The following is a 17,229-nucleotide window of genomic DNA, read 5'->3' as shown; positions in this document are numbered from 1 at the left end:
CCGAAGAAGTGTGAATTGAAACGTTATATTATTTCAATTCGACCGCAATGTAAGTCGCGGTGCGGGGCACGTCAATACGCATCGTCAAGATTTCGTCTGGCTGAGCGAAGCAGACTCAGCAACGCGAACGGCCCGCGCTCCAAAGAGAAGCGCGGGCCGTGGGGGCCAAACACGACAACGGTGGCGAGACTCGGGCGAACCAGCCGAACCGGCCCAAGCGTGCCCGGTGAGCGAACTCAGCCGAGCCGGATGAAATCGTTCGAAGCGCAGCGCCGGGTGCGCTTGGCCACTTCGAAACCGTTGGCCGAACCCTTGTGGTCGGTGTTGCCCTCGATGCTCAGAAAACTTTCGCCATCGCCATCGAAGGCGAAGCCGGTATGGACCCAGTCGCTCGCGGTCTTGCGCACCAGGAAGATGCCGCAGGCGCCGAGCGCGGCGAACCCGGGACTCCCGCTGACCACCGACTTGCCCGCGACGAAGCGGCCGGCGTCCTTGGCCTGACGGGCGAGTTCGTCGCAGCCGAAGCTGCCGGCGATCGGCGCGCTGCGCCCGGCCTTGTCGGCCGCCTGCTGCAGCACGGTGCTGACGAAGCCCGCGCACCACAGCATGGCGTCGCCCTCGCTGCCCTTCATGTACAGGCGCACCCACGGGCCGCGATTGGCGCCGCCGAGTTCGACCGGATGCGCCGCCAGATGCTGCTCGGCGAACCAGCGCACCAGTTGCGGATACGGCTTGCTCGGCGCGCTCGCCGGCAAGGCCACCACGCGCGCCATCGGCTCGACCAGCGCGTTCCATACCTGCTGAGTCAGGCTGCCGGCGTAAGCGATCTGCTTGCGCGCGGCGAACGCTTCGATCGCGCGGTTCGTCGCCGGGCCGAACTTGCCGTCGATCGGCGTGCCGTTGCCGTGAAAGCCCAGCCATTCCTGGATGCGCCGGGTCCCCGCTCCGCTGGCGCCGTTGGTCAGCGCGCCCGGGAACTCCAGCTCGCGGCGCACATAAGTCTGATCCTGCAAAGCCATGGCCTTACTCCCTGTCGGCTACTGCGTCCATGAGCACGACGAACCGCGGCATGCGCCACGCGGGCATGCGCCGCGCATCGGCGGTCGTCGTGGTGTTCGCGGCGGCAGCGCGCGCTCATGCGCGAGGCCGCGACCTCATAGCCAACGCCACAGGCCGGCGCGGACGGTCAACGTGGAGGTGTTCGGATTTGCATCATTCGGCGCGCGACGGCCAATGCATCGATCGCGGCGCGCGCCCGCGCGGCTCAGGTCGCATCGTGAAAGATCACCCCGAGGGTATGCCGCTCGCCCGCGCGCAGCCGGCTCACGCCATGCCGCATCACCACCCGGTAATAGCCGCGCGCGCCGCGTACCGGCCGCTGGTTGACCGCGAACACCACCGCATCGCCCTGGCGCAGCGGCACCACCTCGACCCGCGACTGCATGCGCGGCCGTTGCTCGGTCAACACAAACTCGCCGCCTTCGAAATCGCGTCCGGGCTCGGACAGCAGAATCGCCAGCTGCAGCGGGAACACGTGCTCGCCGTACAGATCCTGATGCAGGCAGTTGTAATCGCCGGCGCGGTAGCGCAACAGCAACGGCGTGGGCCGGGTCTGCCCCGCGGCGTGGCAGCGGTCGAGGAAGCCCTGCAGCGTCGGCGGATACTCCAGGTCCTGACCGAGCTTTTCGTTCCAGCCCTGGGCGATGCGCGCCAGATGCGGATAAAACGCTTCGCGCAGGTCGTGCAGCGGCGACGGCAAGGGATAACGGAAATATCGGTATTCGCCGCGGCCGAAGCCGTGCCGCGCCATCACCACCCGGCTGCGATAGAGCGCCTCGTCGTCGTAGCCGCGCGCCAGCGCTTCGCATTGCGCCGGACTCAACACGCCGGGCAACAGCGCATGGCCGCTGGCATCGAGCGAGGCAGCCAGCGCGGCCCAGTCGCGGCGATCGACGTGGCGGATCGGCGTTTCGTCTGTTTGCGACGAGACTGTGTCGGCTTCGATTTGGTCGGCGTTCATACGGCTGCCATGCATGACGAATGTCATCGATGATTCGCGCATTCGCGCGCGCCGGATATCCGCTGCTTGCGCCGTGGCGCGGGTTTCATCGCCGACCTTGCCGAATGTGTCGTGTGCATATTCAGCCGCGAGCAAGAATGCCGCGCAAATGGATTTCGAAACTCGAAAAAATCCATGACCAATGGGCTAGAAAATGTCCAAGTACCGTAAGCAGAACGTTTAGTTCCTGTAAAAACCCCCGGAAAATTCAGCTTCGATTGAAGCGCGATGACGATACTGCGCACACCGAATCCATTGGATGCCTCTCGCGAGGCGCGAGATTCGGAATAAAACCAATAAAGAGGCTATGACCTTTATGAAGCGCGCATTGCTTGCCCTCACCCTCGCCGCCGCCATTCCGTTCGCCGCTTCGGCGGCCGAAGGCGTTTCCTACAACTACGTCGAAGCCGGTTACGCCAAGACCGACGCCAAGTCGAGCTTCGCCGACTCCGACGGCTGGGCCGTCAACGGCTCCTACGCGTTCGCTCCGAACTTCCATGTGTTCGGCGGTTACAGCAAGCAGGAAACCGACGCGAAGAACATCTTCGTCGGCAACGGCGTGTTCCGCACCCCGAGCATCGATGTCGACAACTGGAACCTGGGCGTGGGCTACAACCACGAACTGACCAAGCGCGTCGACCTGCTGACCCGCATCGCGTACCAGCAGAGCAAGGCCGACGTGAACGGCCTGAGCATCAGCGACAAGATCAAGGGCGGCAGCGTCGAAGCCGGCGTTCGCGGCACCCTCACCCCGAATTGGGAAGGCTACGCACTGGCCGGTTACCAGGACTACGACAAGGGCTACGACGGCAAGTTCTACGGTCGCGTCGGCACCTTGGTGAAGTTCAACCAGAGCTGGGGCATCACCGCCGACGCCAAGTTCCTCGACGGCGGCGAAAAAGAGTTCTTCGTCGGGCCGCGCTTCAGCTTCTAAGAAAGCGCTACCGACCAGCACTCCGCACCAATCGCGATTCTTCTCTCTCTCTCCCCCTGAATCGTCGCGATCGAGCCCGGCTGAAAAGCCGGGCTCTTTTTTTGCGTCGCGAAATCGTGGCCGACGATCGCATCGAGTCGCCGCCGCGCGCGTCACCGATCGAGACATCGCGCGCACGCAAGCCCGACGCGGCGATGGCCGCGTTGTCGATCAAAGCGATGGTTCCGACGTGCGTCAGCCCGCTGACGCATCAACGCCGTAAGCGACGGCTCAACCGAACAGGTCGGTCGGGTACTCGGGCTTCTGTTCGCGCGACAGCAGCTTGCGCAAGCCGTCGGCCGGGGTGATTTCGCCGTGCAGCACCGCGCGCACCGCGTTGGAGATCGGCAATTCGATGCCGTGACGTTCGGCCTGGCGCATGACTTCGTCGGCGGTCTGCACCGATTCGACCACCTGGCCGATCTCGCGCACCGCGTCTTCGATCGACTGGCCGCGGCCGAGGGCCAGGCCCAGGCGGCGGTTGCGCGACAGATCGCCGGTGCAGGTCAGGACCAGATCGCCGAGACCGGCCAGGCCCATCAGGGTCTCGGGCTGGCCGCCGATCGCCTGGTTCAGGCGCAGCATTTCGTTGAGACCGCGGGTGATCAGGCCGGCGCGCGCGTTGAGGCCGAGCTGCATGCCGTCGGCGACGCCGGTGGCGACCGCGAGCACGTTCTTCATCGCGCCGCCGAGCTCGGCGCCGAGCATGTCGTCGCCGGTGTAGGCGCGAAACGCCGGACCGTGCAGCGCATCGGCCACCGACTGGGCGAACGCCGCGTCGTCGGAATGCACGGTCAGCGCGGTCGGCAGGCCCTGCGCGACTTCCTTGGCGAACGAGGGGCCGGTGACCACCGCCAGCGGCACGTCCGCGCCGAGCACTTCGCCGGCGACTTCATGCAGAAAGCGGCCGCTGCCGGGTTCGAAGCCCTTGGTCGCCCAGGCCACGCCGGCGTGCGGCGGCCGGTGCGGCGCCAGCTGGCGCAGGGTTTCGGCGAAGGCGTGCGAGGGCACGACCACCAGCACCAGGTCGGCGTCCTTGAGCGCGGCCGCCAGATCGGTGGTCGCGCGCAAGGATTCGGGCAGGGCGATGCCCGGCAGGTAACGCGGGTTTTCGTGAAGCGTGTCGATGGCCGCGGCGCCGTCGGCGTCGCGGCCCCACAGCACGGTCGGATGACCGTGACGGGCGATCAGGGCCGCGAGCGCGGTGCCCCAGGAGCCGGCGCCGAGCACCGCGATGCGCGGTTTCGGAGCCGTGGTGGCCGAGGCGGGTGAATTCATGCGCGCGGGCGGGCCCTGAAAGTGATCGGACTCAGGCGTTGCCGGCGGTTTCCGCGTCGGCGAGGTTGTCGCCGCCCTGGGCGCGCTGGCGCATGCCTTCGGCGTACAGCGCGTCGAAGTTGATCGGCTGCAGGAAGAACGGCGGGAAGCCGCCGGCCTGGATCAGGTCGCTGACCAGCTGGCGCGCGTACGGGTACAGCACGTTCGGGCAGTGGGTGCCGAGCATCGCGTCCAGGGTCTGGGCGTCGAAGCCGACCAGGCCGAACACGCCGGCCTGCTTCACTTCGGCCAGGTACATCGACTTGTCGTTGGCGGTGCAGGTCAGGGTCACGCCGAGCACGACTTCATAGGCGTTCTCGCCGACGCGCTGGACGTTCTGCGACAGGTTCAGCTGCAGCTGCGGCTGCGCGGTCTCGGCGAACACCGCCGGGGCATTGGGCACCTCGAAGGACACGTCCTTGACGTAGATCTTCTCGACGGTGAACGCGGGGCCGGTTGCGGCTTCGGCCGGCGCTACTGCGCCGTTGACGTTTTCTTCGGACATCGGGTGACTCCCCCAGCGGAATTGAAATCGGAAAAGAGGTCGATTATGCCCGCTCGCGCGGACCGGGACCAAACGCCCGGCCGGGTTCGCCCCTGCGGCCCGTCATCGACGACGAATCGAGTGAATTGAGGCGGGCCCGGCGCCAATCAAGGGCACGGGCGGCAATCGCTCACGGATTGAGGCAGTGTGGGCGCGGCGCGTGGCGTATTCGCGACACGCGGCCGGTTTGCGCGACGACCGACTCGTTATGGCGGCCCGGTTCAGCCGCGGCCCTTGATCAGCGGCAGATCGGCCTGCTGCCAGGCCTGGACGCCGCCGTCGAGCCAATAGACCTGTTCGAAACCGGCCTTCTTGAGCCGCTTGGCCGCGTCGGCCGAGGCCTGGCCGGTGCGGCACACCGCGACCACCGGCAGCGCCTTGGCGTTGGCCAGCAGCTTGCTTTCCGGGTCGAACTGGCTGACCTGGACCGAGCGGCTGCCGGCGATATGGCCTTTTTCGAACTCGCCGCTCGCCGACAGGTCGATCACCAGGGCGTTGTCGCGGTTGATCAGCGCGGTCAGCTCGGCCGGGCGCAGGGCCTTGTAGCCGCGGAACAGGCGCGCGATCTCGGTGTAGACGATGGCGACGGTCAGACCGACGAAGCCCAGCGACAGGTACATGTGGCGGCCGGCGAATGCCAGCAGTTCATCAAAGCTCACGGAAGGCGGACTCACGCACGGGGCGAATCGGGGCGGAGGCCGGCACGGCCCTCGCGGGGCGGCGATTGTCGCCCAGGGCGGGCCGGCAAGCAAAACGGGGCTGGGCGCGATGGTCGGTGGCCGACGCGGCGCACTGCAACCAACGCGGGTATTGCTTAGCCCCTCTCCCGCGTGCGGGAGAGGGGTTGGGGTGAGGGGCCAACAAGCCGCGTGCCCTCATCCGCCCTGTCGGGCACCTTCTCCCGCGAGCGGGAGAAGGATTCGGGCGATGCAGAAGAAACCTGGGGCTTACTGCCCTTCCCAGAAATCCGGCAGGCCGCTGATCAGCCACCAGGTCTTGATTTCCGGGTCCCATTCCCAGGCCTCGGTGTAGCGCACGTTGCGCTCGGCCAGGGTGTGGCGGTTGATCACGCCGATGTTGACCAGGCGCACCGCGGTGCCCTTTTCCTTGTCCGCGCTGCTGCCGACGTCGGCGTAACCGGAGACCTGGATCTGCTTGTAGCGCTCCAGCTGCAGCGGCGTCGGCGCCATCTTGGCGCGCAGCTCGGGCTTCATCAGATTGACCGCGCCCTCGAAATCGCCCCAGCGGATCGCCGCCGAGTAGTTGTACTGCATCTCGCTGAGCTTGTTGTTCTGGGTGCCGGTGGTCTGGCAGGCGGTCAGCGCGAAAGCGAACAGGCAGGACAGCAGCACGAATTTCAGCAGGCGCATCGCGGACTCCGGCGGATGGGACGTTCGGCGTGCATCCTACCTGCGCCGTCAGGGCTTAGCGATGGCCACGTAGCGCGCGGTGAACTCGGTCGCGATGCCGCCCTCGGGCAACAGCGCGCGCGCGACCAGCGAGGTGCGGGCGCGGCGGCGTTCGCGCAGGGTGGCCAGGAAGCTGTTCCAGTCGGCCTCCGGCGCCAGCTCGGCATGCACTTCCAGATCGGCGAACAGCGGCGCGAGGTAACGGATCTGGCTGTCGGCGACGAACACCTCGGCCTGCAGCCCGGCGCGTTCCAGCCCCAGCGACACCAGCCCCCACGAGGCCAGGGTCATCATCGACGCCAGACTGCCGCCGAAGGCGCAGCCCTTGTCGTTGACGTGATGCGCCAGCGGCGCATGCAGCCGCAGGCGCGCGCCGTCGTAGCCGGCGATGGAAACCTGCATGGCCGCGACCGGCGGCATGGACTGGTAGTGCTGGTGCAGACGTTGCTGAGCGGCATCTAAGGGCATCGGGACTGGCTACGTTGGGGGAAGGACAAGGCGGAATGAAAGCGGCAACCTGGAGCGGACACATGACGACTTCATGGCAACCCATCGCGTTGTGCGCGATGCGTCGACGCGCGCGATCGCGACGGCCCGCGACCGTTCGCGACTGCACGCGATGCGGACACTGTGCGAAGCTGATCGCATGAGCCGCACGCCGCGACAACCGCCGCGATGGTACGTGATCTCGTTGCGCCCAAGCGACGAGCATGAAGCATTGCGCGCGATAGCAAAACGATACGGCGGCGCATTGATCGAACTGTCACCTTGGTCGGTGCATACGCATAACAACGCTACGGCGCGACGCGCGCTGGCGGATGCACTGGACGCTACGCATATCGTCGTCACCAGCCCGAATGCAGCGCATGCGCTGCACGATCTGCATGCGGCCGATCAGCGCAGCGATGCGCCGTCGATGCGCTCCACACTGCGGCGCATGGATCAGCATTGGTATGCGGTCGGCGCAAGCACCGCGGCGCGATTGCGCGACATCGGCATCGATGAGGTCGCATCGCCCGAACGCATGACCAGCGAAGGTCTGCTCGATCTGCCGTCGTTGCAGCGACTGCACGGCAGCAGCGTCGGCTTGATCACAGCGCCGGGCGGACGCGGCGTGCTCGCGCCCGCGTTCGAGGCACGCGGCGCGCGCGTGTTGCGCGCCGACATTTATCGACGCGAGCCATCGATCTTGTCGCGCTTCGCGATCGCGCAGGTGATCGGACTCGATGCGCCGGCCGTGCTCGCCTTGTCCAGCGGCGAGGCCTTGCAACAGGTGCTCGCGCAATTGCCCGACGCCGCGGCGGCGCGGCTGCGCGGCGTAAACGTCAGCGCGGCCAGCGAACGTCTGGCCGATCTGGCGCGGAGCCTGGGCTTCGCCGAGGTCGCGGTGGCGGCCGGACCGCGGCCGGAGGACCTGCTCGATCCGGCCGCGCTGGCGCTGCTGCCCGGGGCGACGCTCACCGAACCGGAGCCGCGGGCGTCGTCCGAGGACGATTGAGGTCGCGCGCCCGCGCACGGGCGATGAGCGCCGGCGCCGACCCGGCCGGCCGCACCATCGGCGGCCCCGCCAGCCGCCGGCCATTTGCGCCGTCAAGGCGGTCTTGATGCGCTCATCCGGTAGCATGGCCGGGTCATGAACGTCCCCCTCGATACCGTGTCCTCGACTCCCTCCGCTTCCGCGCCGCCGCGGCGTGGCTCCAATGGCTGGCTGTGGCTGCTGATCGTGCTGCTGATCCTCGGCGGCGGCGGTTGGTACGGCTGGCGCGAATGGCAGCACCGGCAGGCGCGCGAACTCGCCGCCGAAGCCGATGCCGACCAGCGCCTGGACGCGCTGGACCAGCGCCTGAGCACCTTGCGCACCAATCAGGACGCGCAGAACCGCCGCATCGTCCAGGCCGACAGCACCAACCGCGTGCTGCGCGATGAACTGCACGGGATCGGCCAGCGCGCCGCGCTGATCGAGGACAGCGTGTCCAAGCTCGCCGACCCGGACCGCCACGGCGCCCAGGCGATGCGCCTGGACGAAACCGAGCTGCTGCTGAGCCTGGGCCAGCAGCGCCTGCTGATCGCCGGCGACCTGGAAGGCGCGCGCCGCGCCTACGCCCTGGCCGGCGGCGTGCTCGACGGCATCGACGACCCGGCCTACCTGAGCCTGCGCCAGACCCTGCTGCAGGAAACCGCCGCGCTCAAGGAACTGGGGATCGAACCGCGGGTGCAGGCCATGGCCAAGCTCGACGCGCTCGCCCAGGGCCTGAGCCTGCCGCCCGACACCGCCAGCGCCGCCGCGCCGGTGCTGGCGCCGTGGTGGCAGCGCGCGTTCGGCACCTTGATCGAAAGCCAGCCGGTCGACCGCACCGTGGCCGCGCACCCGACCGACCGCGCCGCCGCGCTGGCCGGCCTGCAACTGGAAATCTCGCTGGCCCGCGCCGCCGCCGAACGCCGCGACGCGCCGGGTTTGCGCACCGCGCTGAGCCGCGCGGAGTATTGGGTGCAGCGCCTGTCGGCCGCCTCGCCCGTGCAGCAGCGGCAGCTTGCGCAGTTGCGCGAAATCGCCGCGCTGCCGCTTTCACTCTCGGTTCCTACCCTGGGCACCACACTGCAGCAATTGCGCCAGTTGCGTACGGCCCACTGATCCGGCCGCACCGCACGCCAGCGTCGTCGCATATGCATCAACGCGCGCGCCCGGGCGATTCCCGGCGCGCGAGTCAGAGCAAGGAGCCACCGCAATGAATCTGTTCCGCAATCTGCTGTTCTGGATCGTGCTCGCGCTGGTCGGCGCGTTGGCCGCGCAACTGCTGGTGCAGGATCCGGGCAAGGTCGTCGTCACCTACGGCGGCATGAACTATTTCACCAACGTGCCCAAGGCGCTGCTGATGCTGATCGGCGGACTGCTGGCGCTGTGGCTGGTGTGGAAGGTGCTCAGTCTGCCGTTCACCGCGGTGCGCCGGCATCGCAAGAAGCAGGCGCGCGCGCGTCTGATCGATGGCCTCGACGCCTTGCATCAGGGCCATTGGACCCGCGCCGAGAAGTCGCTGGCGCAGGCCGCGCGCAACCGCGACGTGGCCGCGATCGCCGGCGTCGCCGCCGCGCGTGCCGCCGCCGCGCGCGGCGATGCCGCCGCGAAGGTGCAATACCTCGATGCCCTGGCCGCCGACCATCCGGTCGCGCGCGCCCTCGCCGCCGCCGACCTGGCGCTGGCCGAAGACCGTCCCGGCGACGCGCTGGCCGCGCTCGACATGCCGACCGCGCAGCCGCTGCCGCCGCGTGGCCTGGCCCTGCGCGCGCAGGCGCTGGCCGCGCTCGGCCGTGCCGGCGAGGCCTACGGTCTGCTCGGCGCCTTGCGCCAACACAACGTCTGGCCGGCCGAACGCCTGAGCCAGCACGAAGCCGCCTGGGCCGAAGCCGCGCTGCGCGAAGCCGCCGACGCGAACGTGCTCGCCGATCATTGGGAAACCCTGCCCAAGCCGCTCAAGACCGACCCCGCCGCGGTCGCCGCCTACGCCGAACGCGCCGCCGCGCTGCGTTGGGAGGAAGCCGCCGCCAAGAGTCTGGAACAGGCGCTCGACACGCGTTGGGACGAATCGCTGGCCGCGCTCTACGGCCGCCTGCCGATCGGCCGCCTCGACGCGCGCCGCGCCAACGCCGAACGCTGGCTGCAGGCGCACCCCGGCAGTCCCGGCCTGCTGGTCAGCCTGGCCCGCATCGCCCGCGCGCAGGGCCAGTGGCCGCAGGCCGAAGCCTATCTGCACCGGGCCCTGGCCCAGGGCGCCAACAGCGAAGCCTGGGAAGAACTCGGCCACGGCTTCGCCCAGGTCGGCGACGAAAACCGCGCGCGCCTGAGCTACGTCAACGCCCTGCGCGCCGGACGCGGCGAAGCGATCACCGAGCTGCCGGGTCGCGATCTGCGCCAGAAGTTGTTCGATGAGGCGGTGATCGAGGAACGCGACGAATTCGGGATGCCGCGGTTGCGCGGTTGAGTCGATTCGTCGCTTGTCCGCCGGAACGGCCGCCTTCGGGGCGGCCGTTTTGTTTTGCGCGGATGCAGACAACGATGTGGCCGCATCGCGGCCGGTGTTGGCACGCCACGGGTTGCCGTTGGAGCACGCATACGAATAAGTTTCAAGGTTGTCGTAGTCCCGCGGTCGCGGCTCGCGCCGCTCCTACAGGTAGGCCATGTAGCTTTGGCCTCGTTTCAGTCATCACCTCGAGCGCTGCGAGGCTTGTAACTCGCGTTAGCAACAGCACACCCGAAGGGCGTGCGTGCAGGATGCACGCCGTGCGCCACCGGGACATGGATGTCCCGTGTGGCGCATGCCCGCGTCTGCTCCGATCTTGCGGGCCCTTGATTCACAAAAAAGCATTTTTCTTTGGTTACCTTTCTTTTGTTGCTTTAGACAAAAGAAAGTGACCCGCCGCTTCAGCGGCGGAACGCTTTTGATCCTGCTTGCAGCTTTAAGGCTTCAAAGCTTTGAAGCTCTAGAGCTTTTGAAGCCAAAGGCAAGATCAACGGCTTTCGTCCGCAAGCGGCCGAGTTACTTTCTTTTGTCAAAAGCGACAAAAGAAAGGTAACCAAAGAAAAACGCTTTTCTTTGAATCAAGGGCCCGCGCGTGCGGAGCTTCCGCGGGCATGCGCCACACGGGACATCCTGTCCCGGTGCCGCACGGCGCACATCCATGTGCGCCGCCCTACGGGTGTGCTGTTGTTCTCGCGAGTTACAAGCCTCGCAGCGCTGGATGAACTGCAAGGCTTCACGCTCAAGCCAAAGCCAAAGCTGCATGGCCTACCTGTAGGAGCGGCGCAAGCCGCGACCGCGCGACTGCGATCACGGCGCCGCGGTGGCGACGCAGCGATATCACATGACCGAAAGAAATCCCGCCGAATCCCACTGCCACTACCAACGCGACACGAGCGCATCACGGATCTGCATCACGATCGGACACCACTGCAGTCGTTGCCGCAGGCTCAATCGGATCGCAAGCGAATCGGCCCGACCATGCCGAACGAATCGCGCAAGCGCGGCATCAATAATCCGCGCCGCGAAAGCGCGGCAGGGTGTCCAGGAACGCCGGGCCGCAGCCCTTGAAACGGGCGTAGCGCTCGGTGATGCGCTTGGGATTGAGAAAACGTCCGCCGACCATGCCGACCACGATCGAAGCGATCAGCAAAAACGCCGCGAGCAGGAAAAGCGGCGGGCCGTAACCGCCCTGCGCGGCGTGCATGAACACCCCGGCCGCCGCCACGCCGCCGGCGAGCGAAGTCACGATCATCGTCGTGCGCCGCTTGCCGTGCTGTGCGCACAGGCCCGCGCTGATGTAGACACGCTTGCGCACGATCGCGGCGACCACCGCATAGATCAGCAGGTTGATCAGGATCAGCAGGTAATAGCCGCCGGAATGCCAGTAGTAACGCCGACGCTTGAACGGGACGACCGCGGCGGCGTTGCATTTGATGCAGCGCTGCGGCAGATGAGCGTCGTGGCGGACCACCAGGTCGGCGCCATCGCGCCAGGGGCCTTGCAGGTCATCGATGTGATCGGATTCGACCGGGCTGGCGAACGTGCTTTTCGGTGCTTCGTAGGGATTGAAGGTCGGCATGGCCCGGCGTCTCGCATCGCGGCCAGCACGGCTTCGGACCCCCTGCCCGATGCAACGCCTGACCCGCATGGGGCCACGGCCAACATCCGTCACCGACCCGAGTTCCGGCCCGTGCGCGAATGACTGCATGACTCCCCGCGCCCATCTTATCGGCTGCGATGGTTTGCGCAATCGCGCACAAAACAACGGCGGCATCGCCAGGATGCCGCCGTCGCCGTTCCCGCATGCTCAGGCGGCGGTCAGTGCAGCGGCAACGTCAAGGTCGAAGGATCCGACGCCGGCGAACTGAAACTCACGCTGCCGCCGATCGTGCTCGCGCTGGTGTAGCGCGGGTCCTGGGTATCGACCACCAACACCAGTCGGCGGCCGGCCGGGATGTCCCAGCTGGTCGCTTCCAGGCGCAGGTCGATGGTCTGCGCCACGCCCGGACGCGCGCCGCGCAGCGAATACGGTTTGTGGCTGAGCAAGGTGCCGTTGCCGAGCAGGTCGACGCTGTAGAGATAGGCGAACAGGCTGACCTCGGACTGGCTCGGCGTCACCGTGACGTGCAGCTTCGGCATGCCGCTGAGCTGCTGCGGCAGCCAGTTCATCGGCGTCTGCCACACGCCCGCGCCGGCGCGCAGGACCAGCGGAATCGACGCCTGCGGCGCGACCTGCACCGATTGCAGGAACCCGCTGACGAAGGCGATGCCCGAATCGGCGACGGTCGGCAGACCGGTCAGGATCGAATGGCTCCAGCCGGTGCTCGGCGTGGCGCGCAGTTCTCCGGTCGGCGCGATCAGGCCGCTCGGCCGGCTCAAGGCGAGCACGGTCGAACCGGTCTGCACCGCGTTCCAGTCGGCATAGCCGCGCCAGTCGCCGTCCTGCGATTTCAGCCGCACCGCCGGTTCGCGCTCGACCCCGTTGTCGATGCCCTTGAGGTGATGGTCGAACCAGCGCACCGCGCCGGTGTAGACCTCGTTGGGCAGGCCGAACGCGCCGGCGACCTCGACCGTGGCGTGATCGCCATGGGCGAACAGCAGTTGCTTGGGTCCGCTCAGGCCGGTGTAGAAGTCGATGTACTGGCCCGGCGGGAACAGGCTGTCGTTGAAGGCGTTGGCGAGGAACACCGCGGTGCCGTTGCGGTTCAACGCCGCCGCGTCGGTGATCGGGCTGCGCTGCGGCACGACCGGCAGCAGGCCGTTGACCGCGCCATCGAAGTCGCCGAGCGCGATGCGCGCGGTGGCGCCGGCCAGTTCCGGCCCGGGCCGTCCGGTCAGCGAACCGGCCACCACCAACAAGGCCGCGCCTTGCTGGCTGACGGTGCGGTTGGCGTACAGCGAGGCCTCCAGGTCGGCCCAGCCGCTCAGCGCCGCGACCGCCTTGATCCGTGGATCGCGCTCGGCCGCGAGCAGGCTGATGCCGGCGCCGTAGGAAATGCCGCTGGCGCCGATCTTGGCCGGGTTGGACGGGGTATGCGCCAGGGCCCAGTCGATCACCGCGCTGACGTCCTCGACCGTGCCCGGCCCGGCGATGTCGATCTGACCGGCCGAATCGTAGAACCCGCGCGAGGTGTAGCTGACCACCACATAGCCCTGGCCGGCGAGTACCGCGCCGCGTCCGACGTATTCCAGGTTCGGCGCGCCCCAGCTGGCCGGCATCACCAGCAGCGGAAACGGTCCCGGGCCCTGGTCCTTGGGCACCATCACGAATGCGCCCATTTCCGCGCCGTCCCAACCGGGAATGCGTTGATAGCTGCCGTTGAAACCACCCGCCATCGCCGGAGCGGCGAACACGGTCAGGACCAGACATGACACGAACCACGACCCGAGCTTGCGCATGAGGCTGTCCCCTCCCAGAGACTGTTCAGCACATTAAGATACGTTTGCGTATGGTTTGTTGCCGATCGACCGTACCACCGCGAATGGAGACACAACAACCGTGCCACCGGCGCAGCTTGGTGAACCGGCGCGACTGCGATCACGGATCGGGGCACGGGCGGGTATTTGCCTGGCCGACATCGCCGGGGATGCCGCGCCGGGAGCCGCGATCGGCGCAAACCAACCGCGCTGCGCGGTCGCAAGGACCGGCGCATCGCCGGCTTCCTTTACCCCTCCAGCAGCCACACCTAGACTGGCCCGCTGTGCGACCCCCACCCGTACATCCGCACCGCATCAATGGAGGATGCCCATGACGACCTCGGCCCGGACATGCCGCAGCTTCGTCCTCGCCGCCAGCCTCGCGCTGGTGGCCTGCACATCGTCGGCGCTGCCCTCCAGCCCAGCCCAGGAGCCTCATGCCATGACGGACGCCGCCGTCGCCTCGCCCTATAACGACAAACCGGTGCAGGCCAAGCTCGGCCCGCACCGTTTCGAGATTCCCGCGAATTACTTCGACACCCAGCTCGGCCCGGATTTCCAGGGCAACATGCGGCTGATCGTGCAGTGGCCGGACCTGCAGCCGCTGGCGCCGGGCGTGCGCTATTTCGACGACCAGGACCGGTTCCGCAAGGGCGTCAACATCACCCCGAGCTTCATCGACCGGGTGCCGCTCGACAGTCTGCTGGAGCGGATCATCCGTTCCGATATCGATTCGCCGCAGGCCGCGCAGGAAGACCCCTCGCTGAACATCGACCTGCGCCTGCGCGGCGAACCGGTGTTCGGCCTGCAGCCCTACTATCTGGATTTCCACAAACTCGACGCCTACCTGCTCAAGCAGCACGGCGACAAGGTCGACCTGGCGCGGCAGCGCGAGTCCGCGCTCAATCGCGACTGGTTCGTGCAACGCGACGCGCAGGGCAAACTGACCACGGTGATCACCTGCAGCGCGCGCGAAATGCCCGACGGCGTGGTGCTCGACGGCGACACGCTCGAACAGATCAAGCCGCCGATCGCGACCTGCGAGCACAGTCTGATCCTGCCGCGCTACAACACCCGCGTCACCGTCGAATACCTGCGGGTATTCCTCAAGGACTGGCAACGCATCGACGCGCGCGTGCGCGGCCTGTTCGACCAGTACCACAGCAACGCCGCGCCCTGACCCGGCGCCGGCTGAAACGACAGCAAGGAAGACCACCCGATGAGCGGATTGAACGAACGCGACCTGACCATCCTGGGGCACTACGCCCAGCAGGGTAATCGCGAGCTGTACTGGAACTACCTCGCCCAGCACCCGGGCAACGACGGCTACGGCACGCTCGCGCTGGGCGTGGTGCGCAACGACAACGCGCCCGGCCGGGTCGCCAACCTGCATGCCGACATGCGCGCGCGCAGCGACGGCCGCGACATGAGCGAGCGCGACTGGGAGCGTTTCGGCGTCGACCTGATCACCCGCGACCTGGCGATGCGCCGCGAGCACGTGCGCGAAGGCCATCCCGAACTGGCCTTGAACCTGCCCGCGCGCGACGTGCAGCGCGCCCACGATCAATCCTTCACCCAGGCCGGCATCAATCCCAATGCCTGGACGCCGCGGCAGTTGCTCGAAGGCGCGCGCCGCACCCACGGCGAGGCCGAAGTCGAACGCGTTTGGGACCACATGCTCAACAACGGCGCGCTCGGCCTGGGCCGCACCGCCAGCACCCTGTACGACATCGGCCGCAATCTGCCGCCGGGCGAAGCCACCAGTTACACCGGTCGCCTGGCCGCGGTCAGCGCCACCGCGATGGGCCGCGAATCCAACATCGACCCCAACCGCATCCAGCGCGCGCCGATGCTCTACGAGTACAGCCCGCGCCAGGGGACCTGGTCGGAATCGGCGCAGATTTCCGGGCCGGACGAAGGCATGGGCATGTCGCGCACCGTCACCGATCGCGCCCTGATCGCCGAACTCAACGATGCCCGCGCGGTGCGCCTGCACCGGCAGGAGATGCGCGACGATTTCCATCCGGCCGATCCCAATCGCGGCCGGCCGATCATGCGCAGCCCCGCGGTGCTGTCCGACGCCGGCGAACCGGCGCGCGAACCCGGACGCGGCGAAGCGCCGGTGCAACTGGCCCGCGCCGACTTCGGCGACTATGGCGATCGCGTCGGCGGCAACGAATCGGCGCCGTTCGACCCGCGCCGCGCCGACCATCCGCAGCACTCGCTGTACTGCCAATGCCGCGACGGCGTGCAGCGTCTGGACGCCGCGCACGGCCGCAGCTATGACGAAGGCAGCGAACGCCTGACCGCGCGCCTGACCCAGCTCGCCGGCGACAACCGCTTCGACCGGGTCGACGCGGTCGTGCTCAGCCGCGGCACCGATCGGCTCGGCGCCGGCGAGAACGTGTTCGTGGTCCGCGGCGATCCGTCCGATCCGGCCGCCCAGCGCGCGCATACCAACACCCGCGAGGCGATGGAGACCAAGGTCGAGCAGTCGTTCCAGGCGCTGGCGATGAATCAGCCGCAGGCGACTGCGCAGCAGGCGGCGCTGCAGCAGGAACAGCAGGCCGAACAGCAACGCAATCCCGTGCGCAGCATGGCCTGAGCGCTGTGATTCGTGCCGGCGCTCTGGCGTCGGCGCGAGTCCTGATCGCCGCGCGCATCGGGCGATCGAGCAACCATCCGATCACGCATCGCGCCGCACTCGACCGCGGCGCGATCTCATCGCAACCGACGATCAGAAATCGACGATCGTGCCGTCCTCGTCCAGACGCGCATGCGCGACGCTGCGCGCACGGATCAACTGCAACTGCGCGTCGAGCACCTTGCGCATGTAGACGGCGGTTTCCTGTTCCTGCTTGCCCGGAAACGCGCGGTCCTCGCGCAGCGCGTCAAAGGTCGCCTGGGCCTGATCGAAGCGCCCCAGCCGACGCTGCAATTCGCCGATCAGCATGCGCGTGTGGTAGACGCGATCGCTGCCGGCCTCGCGCGCGGCGCGTTGCTGCATCGCCTCCAGCGCCTCGGCGGCATAGCGCGGATAGCGTTTGCCGCCGGCCTCCCAGGTGGCCTGCAGCAATACGCCGGCGATGCGGTCGGGCGCTTCGCCCGACCAGGCCATCTGCTTGGCCAACCGGTAATACGGCGTGTCGTTCGCGACCCAGCCGCGATAGTCGTCCGAGGCCACGAACGCGCGCAGCTTGACCAACTCGGCATCGCTGTAGACGCGGCTGTCGTCGACCACGATGAAACCGTTGCCCGGGCACGCCGGCAGCGGCGCCGGCGAGGCGATCGCGCCGAAGCGCTGGGTATCGAAATACGAGCCGAACGAGGTGCCCGAACTCATCAGCCGGGTGGAGAACTTCTGGCCGTCGATCGGGCAGACGAACGATTGCTCGGTCAACCTCATCGCCGCGGCCGACAGCGGCAACAACGCGATGACCAGCAAGGCGAGAACGGTGGGAATGGAACGACGCATGACAGCTCCTTGTCGTGAC

Annotated in this window: 16 protein-coding genes; 6 read left to right on the top strand and 10 right to left on the bottom strand. The window is 67.7% G+C overall.

The genetic code is table 11. The annotated features are described in order from the left end of the window. Positions 1-236: 236 nt before the first annotated feature. Positions 237-1,019 (bottom strand): peptidoglycan-binding domain-containing protein, encoded by a 783-nt coding sequence (locus tag IEQ11_RS01445; protein WP_191823195.1) that lies wholly within the window; start codon positions 1,017-1,019, stop codon positions 237-239. A gap of 245 nt (positions 1,020-1,264) precedes the next feature. Continuing rightward, complete coding sequence (locus tag IEQ11_RS01440; RefSeq protein ID WP_228464960.1) at positions 1,265-2,020, bottom strand: 2OG-Fe(II) oxygenase; 756 nt, start codon at positions 2,018-2,020, stop codon at positions 1,265-1,267. 355 nt (positions 2,021-2,375) lie between these two features. On the opposite strand from IEQ11_RS01440, the gene IEQ11_RS01435 reads away from it, so the two are divergent. Then, entirely contained in the window at positions 2,376-2,993 is a 618-nt protein-coding gene (locus tag IEQ11_RS01435) for a porin (RefSeq protein ID WP_036107614.1), read from the top strand. Positions 2,994-3,263: 270 nt separating this feature from the next. On the opposite strand, the gene IEQ11_RS01430 is transcribed toward IEQ11_RS01435, so the two are convergent. The 5 genes from IEQ11_RS01430 to IEQ11_RS01410 form a co-directional block, all read right to left on the bottom strand. After that, positions 3,264-4,310, bottom strand: a complete 1,047-nt coding sequence (locus tag IEQ11_RS01430; protein WP_036107612.1) for an NAD(P)H-dependent glycerol-3-phosphate dehydrogenase — start codon at positions 4,308-4,310, stop codon at positions 3,264-3,266. Positions 4,311-4,341: 31 nt separating this feature from the next. Continuing rightward, entirely contained in the window at positions 4,342-4,854 is a 513-nt protein-coding gene (gene secB / locus IEQ11_RS01425; protein ID WP_036107609.1) for a protein-export chaperone SecB, read from the bottom strand. 260 nt (positions 4,855-5,114) lie between these two features. After that, positions 5,115-5,552, bottom strand: coding sequence for a rhodanese-like domain-containing protein (locus tag IEQ11_RS01420; protein WP_036107606.1), 438 nt, complete (start codon positions 5,550-5,552; stop codon positions 5,115-5,117). Between the two features lie 288 nt (positions 5,553-5,840). After that, the gene (locus IEQ11_RS01415) at positions 5,841-6,263 is read right to left on the bottom strand and encodes a hypothetical protein (protein WP_036107603.1); all 423 of its coding nucleotides are present in this window, start codon (positions 6,261-6,263) and stop codon (positions 5,841-5,843) included. A 48-nt stretch (positions 6,264-6,311) separates the two neighbouring features. Next, positions 6,312-6,770 (bottom strand): YiiD C-terminal domain-containing protein, encoded by a 459-nt coding sequence (locus IEQ11_RS01410; RefSeq protein ID WP_036107600.1) that lies wholly within the window; start codon positions 6,768-6,770, stop codon positions 6,312-6,314. Positions 6,771-6,948: 178 nt separating this feature from the next. On the opposite strand from IEQ11_RS01410, the gene IEQ11_RS01405 reads away from it, so the two are divergent. The 3 genes from IEQ11_RS01405 (at position 6,949) to IEQ11_RS01395 (ending at position 10,279) form a co-directional block, all read left to right on the top strand. Then, positions 6,949-7,800, top strand: coding sequence for a uroporphyrinogen-III synthase (locus IEQ11_RS01405; RefSeq protein ID WP_191823197.1), 852 nt, complete (start codon positions 6,949-6,951; stop codon positions 7,798-7,800). Between the two features lie 135 nt (positions 7,801-7,935). Further along, positions 7,936-8,934 (top strand): uroporphyrinogen-III C-methyltransferase, encoded by a 999-nt coding sequence (locus IEQ11_RS01400; protein WP_046658711.1) that lies wholly within the window; start codon positions 7,936-7,938, stop codon positions 8,932-8,934. 94 nt (positions 8,935-9,028) lie between these two features. Further along, positions 9,029-10,279 carry a heme biosynthesis HemY N-terminal domain-containing protein gene (locus IEQ11_RS01395; protein ID WP_096411750.1) on the top strand — a complete coding sequence of 417 codons (1,251 nt, stop codon included), beginning with the start codon at positions 9,029-9,031 and terminating at the stop codon, positions 10,277-10,279. A gap of 1,045 nt (positions 10,280-11,324) precedes the next feature. Here the strand turns inward: IEQ11_RS01395 and IEQ11_RS01390 are convergent. Then, complete coding sequence (locus IEQ11_RS01390; protein ID WP_191823837.1) at positions 11,325-11,897, bottom strand: hypothetical protein; 573 nt, start codon at positions 11,895-11,897, stop codon at positions 11,325-11,327. A gap of 239 nt (positions 11,898-12,136) precedes the next feature. After that, entirely contained in the window at positions 12,137-13,717 is a 1,581-nt protein-coding gene (locus IEQ11_RS01385; RefSeq protein WP_191823838.1) for a CocE/NonD family hydrolase, read from the bottom strand. A 460-nt stretch (positions 13,718-14,177) separates the two neighbouring features. On the opposite strand from IEQ11_RS01385, the gene IEQ11_RS01380 reads away from it, so the two are divergent. After that, a complete protein-coding gene (locus IEQ11_RS01380) occupies positions 14,178-14,915 on the top strand; it encodes a hypothetical protein (RefSeq protein ID WP_191823839.1) in 738 nt (245 codons plus the stop codon). Positions 14,916-14,954: 39 nt separating this feature from the next. Then, a complete protein-coding gene (locus tag IEQ11_RS01375; RefSeq protein ID WP_096411741.1) occupies positions 14,955-16,340 on the top strand; it encodes an XVIPCD domain-containing protein in 1,386 nt (461 codons plus the stop codon). Positions 16,341-16,472: 132 nt separating this feature from the next. Here IEQ11_RS01375 and IEQ11_RS01370 read toward each other — a convergent pair whose 3' ends face one another. Continuing rightward, positions 16,473-17,210: a hypothetical protein gene (locus tag IEQ11_RS01370; RefSeq protein ID WP_191823840.1), complete on the bottom strand. Its 738-nt coding sequence runs from the start codon at positions 17,208-17,210 to the stop codon at positions 16,473-16,475. Positions 17,211-17,229 lie beyond the last annotated feature (19 nt).

The organism is Lysobacter capsici (assembly GCF_014779555.2).
GTDB lineage: Bacteria > Pseudomonadota > Gammaproteobacteria > Xanthomonadales > Xanthomonadaceae > Lysobacter > Lysobacter capsici.
Note: the sequence above shows the minus strand (reverse complement) of the source record. Positions and strands in the feature narration are given on the sequence as shown.